Source organism: Allorhizocola rhizosphaerae, from assembly GCF_003426775.1.
Taxonomy (GTDB): domain Bacteria; phylum Actinomycetota; class Actinomycetes; order Mycobacteriales; family Micromonosporaceae; genus Allorhizocola; species Allorhizocola rhizosphaerae.
Map to the genome: position 1 here is coordinate 1 of NZ_QJUG01000239.1, position 12066 is coordinate 12066.

Consider the following 12066-nt stretch of genomic DNA (forward strand, 5'->3'; position numbering starts at 1 on the left):
GGCGTCCGCCTTTGGCGCGGCCTCCACGACGCGGCCGTCGCCGACGAGGCGTTGCGCCTCGGCGGTCAGCTCGCGCAGCGTGTACGCCGCGGGCAGGAACCGCACGGGCACGCCGGCGGCGGCCGCCTCGGCCCGCACGGCCGGTGGCACGTCCCCCTTCCAGTACACGAGCAGGGCACGGCGCAGCGGATCGGCGACGATGCTCGGGTTGCCGGGGTCGCCCGCCTGCAGGATCCGCTGTGCGGTGGCGTTCAACCGGTCCTGCAGCGCATAGACCTCGGCCCACGTGGCGAAGCCGGGCGGGCCGGCCTGCTCGGAGTGCCGTGCGGCCGCCGATGCCGCGGGCTTGTCCGAGGCGGCCGATGCCGCGGGCGTGGCCACGAGCAGGAGCGCGACCGCGGCCGAGATTGCCGGTGGTGCGATGACTTTCATGCGGGTTCCCTTCAAGCGGTGGTACCGCGCGGGCGCGCGGCACCGGGCGAATGGGGTTTCGTTCGGCGGCTACCGGATGACCTTGATCGCGTAGTGCACGCCGCCGACCGGCGGCCGCGGTGGCGGCGGCGGGCAAGGGGCGGGTCCCGGGTTACACGTCACGGGAGTGGCCTTGCCCTGGTCCACGGCAAGCCCGTAGGTGACGCCGCTCGAGGCGCCGCCGCCCGCCGTGAAGCGCAACCAGAGCGTGATCCGTTCAAAGGGCTGTAGCGGCAGCTCCTCGATCTTCGATTGCGGGGATATCAGCCGGAACTGCGTGGCGCTTCCGGAGACCTGCTGGATGCCGCTGCCGAAGGCACCGGCCTGCCACCATCGCTGGTACATGACGGGGCCGAGGTCGACGATGATCTCGCCGACCTGATGGAACGGCGCGCCGATCGACGTGAACGTCAGACTGGTACGGGTCGGGACGGACAGATTGTTGGCGATCGCGAAAGGCCGGAAGGCCGGCTCGTTGGGCTTGAACGCGACCGCGTTCACGTTGCGCTGCGCGATGTTGTTGTCCGCCGTCACCACCTTGTCCTGGTCGGCCGGATACGGCTTCAGCGCGTCGTCGTCCGAGTCCCACAGCGCCGCGAGGCAGAAGTGGCCAACGGCCGGCACGTTGTCGAACTTGAACCACACGTCCTTGGTGGCGCCCGCGGGGACGGTGACGCTCACCGGCAGGCCGACCGGGTTCCAGTCGGCGTCCCAGTAGGTGCTGCCGCCCGGTGTTGTGCGCCGCAGGCTCAGCTCGCCCTGGGCCTCGGCGTTGCCGATGTTGCCCACCTCGACCCAGACGTAGTACGAGCCGCCGATGGCCAGCTGGTCCGTGCTGACCGCGCACTTCACCGGGGGATCCACGGGGGTCCATTCGCAGACCCTGATCGCGGGGCTGACCCACCACGGCGAGACGGTGGACGGCTCGGCTCCGGTGTCGCTGGAAGTGTCCCGGATGACCACCTCGGGACCGTCCGCCGTCACGGCACCGGTCCCGGCGACGGCGGCGGCGCCGGTGACCATCAGCAGCACGGCCACCACGCTTGCCACGAGCCCGGTCGCGGTGGGGCGGCGCAGACCCGGCACACGACTTAACATCGACATTCTTCACTCCCTTACGGTTTGGGAACTCCCGGTCGCAGACGAGCGCGGGAAAGGGCCTTCAGTGTGTGTGCGCGAGCCGGGGCGAGCGAAGAGGTCAGGCGGCTCGGGACAGTCCCGGCCCCGCGCGGGACACCGGGCGCGCGGGCCGCTACAGCGGAGTCAACCGGCAACGCGATCTCTCCGCCGTGCCACTGATCTCGACCCACCGCCGCCGGACGCCGCAACCGGGCGCGGCCTATAGCTGGTCAATCACATGTGGAGCGAGGTGACCGTCGAAACGCAAGACGAAATGATCATCGTCACCATCTGCGACACCGTGCCCTAGCCGGTTCTGGCGCGCCCGTCCACTCACCGTGCGACATGTTCCGCGAGTACACCGATGTCCGCCTGTGCAATCATTTCCTGACGGTCACCCGTGCCTGTCAGCAGTTCACGCTGCGGGTGCGGTTTGATAATCGCGGCGACCATTGTGACGCGCGACGCTGGTAGCGGGCGGTATCCCTTTATTCTGCTGAGTCTCCGACCGCTTCCGAACCCGAGCCGGCATCAGGATGGGATGAGCTTGTCGTGGCGCCGGAATCGATAGGCGGCAAGTCCAGAAGCGGCAACGGGTCGGCGCGCGGGTGGCGGTGTGGTGGTGTCATGGTCGTCTCCAGAGGTGGGAATAGATTTCAGTCAGCAGGTCTGCTGAGAAAGCTATGCCCGCGTGGCGGATCGGCCCAGGCAACAGGGAGGCAATTGGCAGGCAAGATTCTTCGCCACGTATCGATTGCGGACGTTATCTTGGTGAGGTGTTCGCAGCAGCGGTGGTGGCCTTGCGCCAGCGTCTCGGAATGACGCAGGAGGAGCTGGCCGATCGGGCAGGGTTGGGGGTCCGCACCATCCGCTACCTGGAGTCTGGCCGCGCGGGCAGGCCACGTCCGGCCACGGTCCGTGGGCTGGCCGATGCGCTCGGGTTGCAGGGAGATCAACGTGCCCAGTTTGTGATCGACGCCGCGGCGAGCCCGGTGGCAGCCGAACCGGCAGGGGCGGCTATCGTGCCGCCTGCGCAGCTGCCGGCCGACATCTCGGGGTTCTCGGGGCGTGGCCGGGAGATACAGCGCCTCAACGACCTGCTGACCAAGCTCGGTCACACCGCGCCGGTGCCGGTTGTCGTCTCTGGAGCGGCAGGGGTAGGCAAGAGCGCCCTAGTCGTGCACTGGGCGCATCAGGCCAGTCACCGCTTCCCCGACGGTCAGCTCTACCTCAACCTACGCGGTTTCGCCCCGTCCGAACCCATGCCGCCGGCGCATGCACTGTCGTACATGCTGACCAGCCTGGGGTTTTCCGCCGAACAGGTACCGCCTGATCTGGACGCCGCCGCGGCGATGTACCGCAGTGTCATCGCTCGACGACGGATGCTTATCGTGTTGGACAATGCGCTTGATCCCGCGCAGGTGCGCACACTTCTGCCCCCGGGACGCCGCAATTTCACGTTGATCACCAGCCGAACCAGACTCGGCGGATTAGCAGCGTTGGAAGGCGCCCAACGAATCGCCTTGGAACCCTTGCCCGCGCTAGAGGCCACGCTACTTCTCGGCAGACTGGTCGGTGGCCGCCGGCTACGCAGTCTCAGGCGGGTCACTCCCGCGCTGATCGACGCCTGCGGCAGGATACCGTTGGCATTACGCATCGCGGCGGCCAACCTCTCCGATCCCGGCCTCGATCCGAACGCTTATGTGGAACAGCTGACGGCCAGCAGGCTGTCCGCCCTGCGAGTTGTCGGCGATGACCAGTCCGCAGTTGATGCAGCATTCTCGTTTTCTTACCAACGACTCGGCCCGGCGGCCCGGCGACTGTTCCGTCTGATCGGCGTTGATCCCGGCGCGGACATCACAGCAGCGGCAGCTGCAGCACTGGTCGGCCTGCCCATCGACGAGACGCGAGACCTGCTGGAGACCCTCAACGACGCACATCTGCTCGAGCGTCGCGGTGACCGCTACACCAGCCATGACCTTATCCGTCTCTGCGCGGCGGAAACCGCTCGGCGGGAAGAGCCCGAACCGGCACGTCAAGCCGCCCTACAACGACTGCTGGGGCACTACCAGAGCCGCGTTGATGCAGCCGCGCAACTGCTCTACCCCCACCTGCTGCGGTTACCCAACATGGCAACGCAGCCGGCAATACCTTTCGACGACGCCCCTGAGGCACTGGCATGGCTGGACGCTGAGCACCTCAACCTCGTCGCTGTTGTCACCCACGCCGCGCAGCACGGTCCCCGACCCGCCGCCTGGTCGCTGGCCCACAGCCTGCGCGGCTACTTCACCAACCGCATGCATACCACAAGCTGGCAGACCACCGCGAACGCTGCGCTTGCCGCGGCTCAACACGACGGCAACCCGTATGCTCACACCAGTGCTCAACTCAATCTCGGCGTGCTGCGCTGGCACCAGGGCGACCACGACCAGGCCACCCGGCATTTCCAGTTGGCACTGGCCGATGCCCGGCGCGCAGGCTGGGCCGACGGCGAAGCCGCAACCCTGGCGAACTGGAGCTCCCAGTGCAGCGAGCAAGGCAATTTCGATGCCGCCATCAGCCAGCTTCACGAAGCCCTCACATTGAACCAGCGCACCGGCCGCGTCGCCGCGCAGGCCACCGTCCTGGCCAACCTTGGCCTGACACACCTCATGATGGGCCGCTTCCACAAGGCCGTCACTAACCTCGAAGACGCGCTGAGAATCCAAGAAACACTAGGTTTCTCAGCGATAAAAGCCACATCACTGACTAACCTCGGTCTGGCATACCACCTGCTCGGCCACACCGAGCAGGCAACCGCACGGCTGGCCGCCGCACGCGATTTGCATCACCAAAATGGCAATCTCGCCGGGGAGGCCGAAACCCTCGCGGTCCTCGCCATGATCCACTCTGCCGCAGACGACAACCACCACGCTGTAGACCTTGCATCGGAGGCCATAGAAATAGTCCAGCGAAGCGGACACCGCACCTATCAGGCGGCCGTCGCGCTCAACGCCCTCACCGAGGCATACCACCGCATCGGCGACCATAAGCAGGCACTAAAAACCCGCCTAGAAGCATACGAAACAGCTACACAAAGCGAGGAACGCTATCTGACGATCACCACCCTGATTGGCCTCGCCTCCGACCGCCGGCATCTAGGCCAGCTCACCGAGGCAATCACCGACATCCAGGAGGCACTGGCGCAAGCGCGCAAATCGGGCTGGCGCCACCTGCAGGCATACGCCCTCAGCACCCTGGCCGCCATTCATCACGACCTCGGCGACGTCGATCAAGCCATCCGGGCGGCGAGCCAGGCCGATGCAATCCACGCCGAAACCGGATACCGGCTTCAACTGTCCAGCGCAGACTTCCGTATCCGCCACATCCGCTGGACGACCAGCGCAGCTCTTTCACCGACGAAGGAGAAGTTGGCGTTACGTGATCTCATTCTCGATGCCGGCGACATGCTGGCGCCGGTCACGCATGCTGCTATGACTCCAACACCCCAACCTGAGCGTGTCGTCGATCTGGCGATAGCAGCCGTGGCGGTCGCCGCAGCCGACCCACACCACGAGGGTTGGATTCGCCAAGCAATAGCCGACACCTTCGTAGAGTTCGACCACGACCGGTACGCCGCTATCCCGAAGCGTCAGACGCCACCCCGAAAAGATTTCCACGCAATGATGATGCCCCCGGGCATCAGCCGAGTGGTGGAAATGCTCGTCGCGATTAATCCACACCTCCGCCGGACACTGGACACTCCCATCCGTCCGCCGGACCCCCCGGACCTTGGTTCTTCGATACAACGACATGCAATCGCGCCTGATGAGACAGACAAGATCGATAAATTGACAACAGCCACCCACGCAAGGTGAATACGAGCGAAGCGGCCATCCGGGCACTCCTGGGCCAAAGTACTGTGTAGGCGGTTCCGGCGGACACGAGAATTACGTGAAGGCCGTCATCGCAGTCGTTCGAGCTCGATCTTTGACCGTCGACATTCTTAATCTGTGTTGTGCTCATGAGCGACTGGTTTACCACGACAATGGTCGATGTGTCGGCGTGGGTGGGGTGACCTGCGAGATCTGCACGACCTGGCGCCGGTATCCCACGCCCCGGGAAGCGTTGTATGGGGCGGCGGTGTACCGGCGACCGCTCGAGGTCAACGCGCTGCTGTTCCAGGCCGGCGAACCCGGCCCAGGGCTTGCCGGCGCCTTGGCACCGCACGTGAGCAGTTCGAGGCGATGCTGGCCGAGGCCGGCATCGCCCCGGGACCGGTCGATCTGGACACGTTGCCCGCACGACAGCACCAAAACGAACGCACTCTTCTGCCGATGTGCGAGCGGGTGTCAGGATGTACGTTGTGCAGGTTGGCCTTGTATCACGTGCGATAGCCGCGGCGACGTCCCTTGCCGGCGCCCTCCACCTGAAGGTCAACGACGCCATTGTGATCCAAAACTCGAACGCACTCGCCCTGCGTCTCCTGCCATGCGACGTGTTCGCTCGAACGGCGCTGCTCGGGCGGGAAGTCGCGGCGTTTGAGGTCCGGCTCGCACGGGCACTGGCCGCGACGCCCGGCCCTGTCGCATCGCTCGATCCTCGGGTCGAACCGCGCGTGTATCAAGTCGATGGCTTTGCCATCACCTTCTGGACCTACTACGAGGCGACGCCTGACCCGGCCGAACCAGCTAAATACGCCGTTGCACTCCAGCGGCTGCACGCAGCCATGCGAAACGTCCAGATCGAAGCACCGCATGTCATGGAACGCGTCGCCGCGGCGGAGCGAGTTGTCATGAACCGAAGCCAGAGCCCCGCGCTGGATGACCGTGACCGTGACCTTCTCCTGAGCACGCTTCACAGCGCAGGCGAAGCCATACAGCGCCGTGCGGCCACCGACCAGTTGCTGCACGGAGAACCGCACCCGGGCAACCTCCTTAATACCCCAGATGGGATTGTCTTCGTCGACTTCGAAACCTGTTGCGTGGGGCCGGTCGAATTCGACGTTGCCCACGCGCCGGTCGAGGTGAGCATGCACTACCCGGGTCTCGATCAAGTGCGACTCCAGGAGTGTCGGCGTCTCGTTCTCGCGCTAGTCGGCGCCTGGCGCTGGGACGTTCACGATCAATTCCCCGACGGGCTTCGACACGGCAGAGACATCCTTGGCTTACTCCGTGCGGGTCCGCCTTGGCCGGCACTCGGTACCCTCTCAATCGGCTAGCGAAACGCACTCTCATGCCGCGATCCGCGCGTTGACCCATCCAACTCGGTCGTGCGCAAGGGGATCGACCATCGAACGGCTCACATGATCGATGTACGATAAGGGCCGTCATGACAGGTTCTATGGGCCCACGGATGCGTGAATGCTGATGTCAGCGTCTCGCATGGTGCCCTATTCGGACAATCCTGGCGTGGTTTCCGAACCGAACACCCGGTGGTCGGGCTGGTGAGGCCGCGGCACGTCGCCGTTGCGTGTGATGTCCTTTGGCCGCTCATAGCGGTTCGGGATACGGGATCATCCGTCGTATCTCCCGATCGATCGTGGCGAGTTCGTTGGCGATCGCGTGGCCGGCGTTGGTGGTGTAGGCGTAGGAGAACACGTAGATGCGGCATTGTCCGGGAAGCACTTGAGCGATCTGCCAGTACCGCACCGTGGTGCCTTCCGCAATGTCATCCTGCTCGTAGACGTCGAACTCGTACCCGGCCGTCAGGCGACCGCTGTCGATTGGCCGCTGGCCTGGCCTCAGTTGGTGGCGCACTTGCGGCGGGCCGCCCGCTGTCGCCGAGGTGTCGAAGGTAAGCACGTTGAGCCGTAGGACCGTGTCGCCGTCGGGGTCGTAGAACTGGCCGCCGTCCTCTACGCTCATCTCGACGCACCACGATTGCGGCACCCAGAACCGGGCCACGCCACCGAGGTAGATCACCTCCTGCATATCCTGCCGCTGTCGCGGGTCGATCGGCTCGGACTTGGTCGTGTAGTGGCCTGCGTCCGGATTCCAGAACAGGTAGCCGGCGTCGCTGACCAGTTCGAGCTCACCGCAGCTGATTCCCGCCTCGGCCAGGTCCACTGTAGACATCCGTGACAGTGCCACAGTGTGCAGCGAGGCCGTTACCGCCGCATAGGCCCTGTCGAGGTGGGCCCGCACGATTTCCTCGGACAGCTGCGATCGGCCGCTGAGGCCGTGCACATGAATGTCATGATCGAGTCCAAACGTGCGGATGCGATAGGCCAGGTCACCCTCGGCGGGCAGGTAGAACTGGATCGTGTCGAATGACTCCACGGCCGCCTGCTCGATATTTTGGCTGTACGAACTGCAAATGGTCAGCCTCGCCACGACGAGTAGCCCAGCACCCTGTGACATCGCGTGATCGTACCGGACCGGCATCAACCCCGCAGGCGTAAACCTCCAGGACGGCCGACACGCCAAGGTACGCAGCGGTAAGCGGGTCGCCGACCGAAGCCCTGGTACGACCTCGCCTCCGGCGATCAAGTCCCTGCCCGACCCGAACCCAACAGACCGATCATCCCCGTAATCCCAAGATGTCTCGCTGGACGGGTCCTCATTGGCGCGGTCGAACGTGTCCACATCGGAACCGCGTGCGGACAAGTCGATCTGGATTGTAGCGGTGTGGAAAGTCCGCTCTAGGCCGATGTCCGTGCACCTGATCATGCTCTTTGAGCCCGTGGACGTCTTTCATGAGCGGCGCATTGCACCGGTACCGTTGCCAGTCTCCATGTGCGAAGGAATGCGAGGCGCTTCAATGAGGACTGAACGGGTCACCGAGGGTGCGATTGACGAATGTCGGAAGTTGGCCCGGCTCCAGCCAGCAACTGGCCTGCCCGAACTGGCTCGTTGCCTGATGACGTTCGCGGTACAGACCAATCGTGAGACACCCACGGAAGGCATTCCGTACTTCGAAGAGGCCGCCGCAATCTATCGAACCCTGGCCGCTGGTGGTGCCGACGAGTATCTCAACGACGCAATGCGGGCGTTCTCCAGACTCGGCCTCTTCTATTCACTCGCACACGCTGACGATCTCGCCCTAGCAGTACGCCACGAGGCCGCGACACTCGCCCGACGGGTCGCCTCGCGACCGGCGGACACCGACAAGAAGATCCTCATGGCTCTCGCATCCGGCCTTGCCGAGGTCGGGCAGTTCGCGAAGGCCGTGACCGTACAGCTCGAATTGGTCGACACTTACCGGGCGACCGGCTCCGGGGGCAGTCATCCCCAGCCTGCCGGTGTCATGTGGTCATTGCTGGACTTGGCGATCTATCTTGACCTGGCCGGGCAGAGCGATGCGAGCATGCAGGTCGAGCACGAGGCCCTCGCATTGCAGCGCCGCATGTCCGAAGCCGATCCGGGATGGCTGACGACACACGCGATCTGGACTGCAGGATCCTCGCTACGGTTTCTCGACTCCGGCCACCCGCAGCGAGCGCGAGAACTCCTTCAGGAGTCCGTGGCCGCCTGCGATCAGCTTCCGGCTGAAGGTTCGCAGAGTAACTTCGGATTCCATCAGGCCGTCCAAGCCTCGTTGTTCGCGCGATCCGGCACTGCGGACGAGCGGCCCGAAGCCGGTCGAGCGATCCCGATCGGCGTCGACCCGCGCCGGCCCCTTCAACCGGTTCATGGCCTGGGTCTTCACTGCTGGTCCTTCAGTGTCAGGAAGGCCTACCGCGCGGGGCTCGACGCCATCGACCAAGCCCTCGACGAAGCAACCGCGGCCGGTGCCGGCCCGCTCCCATCACGCCAGGATCGGCTGGCCCAGCTTGCGACCCTGATACGCCGCCGCGCCATCCGCGCATCGGTGCTCTTCGACGGGCCTACTCAATTCCAGGAAGAGGTGACCCCGGCTCTGGCACACAACGTCGATCTCGAGCGGCGGCTGCTCGCCATCGATCCCGACCGAGGCGCTCGGCGGCTGATCCGAGCGTTGACCGACCGAGCCATGGGACACCTCGTCACCGGCGCCAACAACAGTGCGGGCCACGCCATCAGCGAAGCACTCGCGCTCTATTCAGCCGTCGGCGACCCCACGACCTGACAGACCACGAACCGACACAGCACTGACACGGCACCGATCGAGTACGACTAACGGATCAGGTAGGCCTGAGTGCCACTCATGCCGCCGAGCGCGCGCTGCGTCTCGCATGCCGGTCACGCTGCCGTCACGTGGGGCGCTGTGCGGTTTCGCGCGTCGGCGTCCGGACATGCCGATGTGTGAGCGGGTGTCAGGATGTACGTCGTGCAGGTAGGCCTTGTATCACGTGCGATAGCCGCAGCGACGTCCCTTGCTCGCGGCCTCGGCCTGAAGGTCGACGACGCCGTCGTGATCCAAAACTCGAACACACTGGCCCTACGTCTCCTGCCATGCAACGTGTTCGCTCGAACGGCGCTGCTCGGGCAGGAAGTCGCGGCGTTTGAGGTCCGGCTCGCATGGGAACTACCAGCTCTTGAATCATTAGGGTGATCTTCCGTAGCTGCGTTGTTGGTCTCGTGGTTGTCTCTGTTGTGAGGTATGGCGACGGGGGTGGCCTTAACGCTGCTGGGCGGGCCAGGCGTGAGCAGGTCAGGTTGCAGGCGGCGGGCATGTTCGCCGAAGGTGTGACGCCCGCGCAAGTGGCGGTTTCGCTTGAGGTGTCGCAAAAATCGGCGTACGCGTGGCATCGTGCCTGGACTGCCGGTGGAACTTCAGCGTTAGCGTCGAGGGGATCTCCCGGCCGCAGCGCGCAGCTGACCCAGGTGCAGCAGGATCGGCTGGAGCAGGAGCTGGTCAAGGGTCCGGCGGCGGCCGGCTACGACGATCAACGGTGGACCCTGGCCAGGGTGGCCGCGCTGATCTGGAAGCTGTTTCGGGTGCGCTACAGCCTCAAAGGCGCCTCGCTGGTGTTGCAGCGGATGGGCTGGACGGTTCAGATGCCCAAAGCGCGGGCCGCCGAGCGCGACGAGACGGCGATCGCGCATTGGCGCCGCTACACCTGGGCTGCGGTAAAAGACTCGCGCGCAGGCTGGGCGCGTGGATCTGTTTCGCCGACGAGTCGGCCCAAACGCTGAGACCGGCCAAGGCCCGCACCTGGGCCCCGCGTGGCAAAACCCCGATCGTCAAAGTGACTGGCAAGGGCTCGGGCCGTATCTCGATCGCGGGGCTGGTCTGTTACCGGCCTGGCGACCGTGCCCGTCTCATCCACCGCATCATCGTCCACAAAGGACGCAAGGTGAGCGCAAGGGCTTTAAAGAGCCCGACTTCGCACGGCTGCTCGACGCCGCCCACCAGCAGCTGGGCAGACCGATCGTCCTGATCTGGGACAACCTCAACGGGCATATCTCCGTCGATATGCGGCAGGCTATTGCCGCCAGGTCCTGGCTGCGGGTCTACCGGTTACCTGGCTACGCCCCGGAACTTAACGCCGCCGAAGGTGTCTGGTCGCACCTGAAGCGCAGCCTGGCCAACATCGCCGTGACCAACATCGACGCCATGGCCCGACTGGTCAAAACCCGGCTCAAGCAGATGCAATACCGACCGGGACTCATCGACGGCTTCCTCGCCGCGACCGGTCTACGACCGCCCTGACCCTAACGCTTCAAGAGCTTTGTAGCTGCAGCTGCCGGCCCGGTGGCATCGCTGGATCCTCGAGTCGAACCGCGCGTGTACGAAGTCGATTGCTTCGCCATCACCTTCTGGACCTACTACGAGACGACGCCTGACCCGGCCGAACCGACTGGGTACGCCGTGGCGCTCCAGCGGCTGCACGCTGCTATGCGAAACGTCCAGATCGAAGCACCACATGTCATGCAGCGCGCCGCGGCGGCGCAGCGCGTGGTCGCGAACCGAAGCGAGAGCCCCGCGCTGGATGACCGTGACCGTGACCTTCTCCTGAGCACGCTGCCGCCGAACCACTCCTCACGTCTCGGAACCTCGGTGACCTGCACTTGCTGGTGTGTTTGGTCACGCTATGGACCAGGGGCGTTGCAAGATCGGAAGCCACCGGGTCAGCGGAAGCCTCGCCCGAAATAGATCCACTCCTCCCGTTAACCTGAGTGGGCTATGTGCGGCTGATTCGACGATGTGGGACATGTGTGGAAAGCCCTAGTGTGACGTCTCAGATTTGAGTTTCTGTTTGTTCAGGGCGACGCGGCCGCGTTGCACTTTGGCAAGAATCGACTCTGCGGTCGCGGTCCACACGAACGGTTTCGGATCGTCATTGTGTACCCTCAGGAACTCCTCGATCGCCGCCACGAGATCATCGACGCTGCGGAACACGCCGCGTCGGATCATCTTGGTGGTCAGCTCACTGAACCAGCGTTCGACCAGGTTCAGCCACGACGAGGACGTCGGAGTGAAATGCAGATGGAAGCGGGAATGTCTGGCCAGCCACGCCTTCACGTCGGGATGGGTGTGCGTGCCGTAGTTGTCGACGATCAGATGAACCTGCAGCTTGCGTGGCACCGACGTGTCGATCGTGCGCAGGAACCGCAGGAACTCGTCATGCCG

General features: G+C 64.9%; 9 protein-coding genes. 5 read left to right on the forward strand and 4 right to left on the reverse strand.

Annotation, left to right across the window (positions count from 1 at the left end; translation table 11 throughout):
• Positions 1-432: hypothetical protein (locus DM816_RS34660; RefSeq protein WP_211588978.1), on the reverse strand; the 432-nt coding region annotated here is incomplete at its 3' end.
• 69 nt (positions 433-501) lie between these two features.
• A complete protein-coding gene (locus tag DM816_RS34665) occupies positions 502-1575 on the reverse strand; it encodes a hypothetical protein (protein WP_162908130.1) in 1074 nt (357 codons plus the stop codon).
• A gap of 791 nt (positions 1576-2366) precedes the next feature.
• On the opposite strand from DM816_RS34665, the gene DM816_RS34670 reads away from it, so the two are divergent.
• Together DM816_RS34670 and DM816_RS34680 are read left to right on the forward strand one after the other, a co-directional pair.
• Complete coding sequence (locus DM816_RS34670) at positions 2367-5447, forward strand: ATP-binding protein (protein ID WP_162908131.1); 3081 nt, start codon at positions 2367-2369, stop codon at positions 5445-5447.
• 479 nt (positions 5448-5926) lie between these two features.
• Positions 5927-6790, forward strand: a complete 864-nt coding sequence (locus tag DM816_RS34680; protein WP_117214693.1) for a phosphotransferase — start codon at positions 5927-5929, stop codon at positions 6788-6790.
• 271 nt (positions 6791-7061) lie between these two features.
• On the opposite strand, the gene DM816_RS34685 is transcribed toward DM816_RS34680, so the two are convergent.
• Positions 7062-7931 carry a hypothetical protein gene (locus DM816_RS34685; protein ID WP_162908132.1) on the reverse strand — a complete coding sequence of 290 codons (870 nt, stop codon included), beginning with the start codon at positions 7929-7931 and terminating at the stop codon, positions 7062-7064.
• A gap of 400 nt (positions 7932-8331) precedes the next feature.
• Between DM816_RS34685 and DM816_RS34690 the strand changes: the two genes are divergently transcribed.
• From DM816_RS34690 to DM816_RS34705, 3 genes are all read left to right on the forward strand, one after another.
• Positions 8332-9618, forward strand: coding sequence for a hypothetical protein (locus tag DM816_RS34690; RefSeq protein ID WP_162908133.1), 1287 nt, complete (start codon positions 8332-8334; stop codon positions 9616-9618).
• A 467-nt stretch (positions 9619-10085) separates the two neighbouring features.
• On the forward strand, positions 10086-10628 hold the full coding sequence (locus DM816_RS34700; RefSeq protein ID WP_117214694.1) for a helix-turn-helix domain-containing protein: 543 nt from the start codon (positions 10086-10088) through the stop codon (positions 10626-10628).
• Positions 10591-11145, forward strand: coding sequence for a transposase (locus DM816_RS34705; RefSeq protein ID WP_246002531.1), 555 nt, complete (start codon positions 10591-10593; stop codon positions 11143-11145). The genes DM816_RS34700 and DM816_RS34705 overlap by 38 nt, the downstream gene beginning before the upstream one ends.
• Positions 11146-11661: 516 nt before the next feature.
• On the opposite strand, the gene DM816_RS34710 is transcribed toward DM816_RS34705, so the two are convergent.
• A partial coding sequence (locus DM816_RS34710) for an IS630 family transposase (protein WP_117214692.1) occupies positions 11662-12066 on the reverse strand: 405 nt, incomplete at its 5' end.

What these genes read in the sequence shown, in the direction of transcription:
- DM816_RS34665 (WP_162908130.1), bottom strand. Translation starts at nt 1,575, where the DNA reads ATGTCGATGTTAAGTCGTGTGCCGGGTCTGCGCCGCCCCACCGCGACC.
- DM816_RS34680 (WP_117214693.1), top strand. Translation starts at nt 5,927, where the DNA reads ATGTACGTTGTGCAGGTTGGCCTTGTATCACGTGCGATAGCCGCGGCG.
- DM816_RS34690 (WP_162908133.1), top strand. Translation starts at nt 8,332, where the DNA reads ATGAGGACTGAACGGGTCACCGAGGGTGCGATTGACGAATGTCGGAAG.
- DM816_RS34685 (WP_162908132.1), bottom strand. Translation starts at nt 7,931, where the DNA reads ATGTCACAGGGTGCTGGGCTACTCGTCGTGGCGAGGCTGACCATTTGC.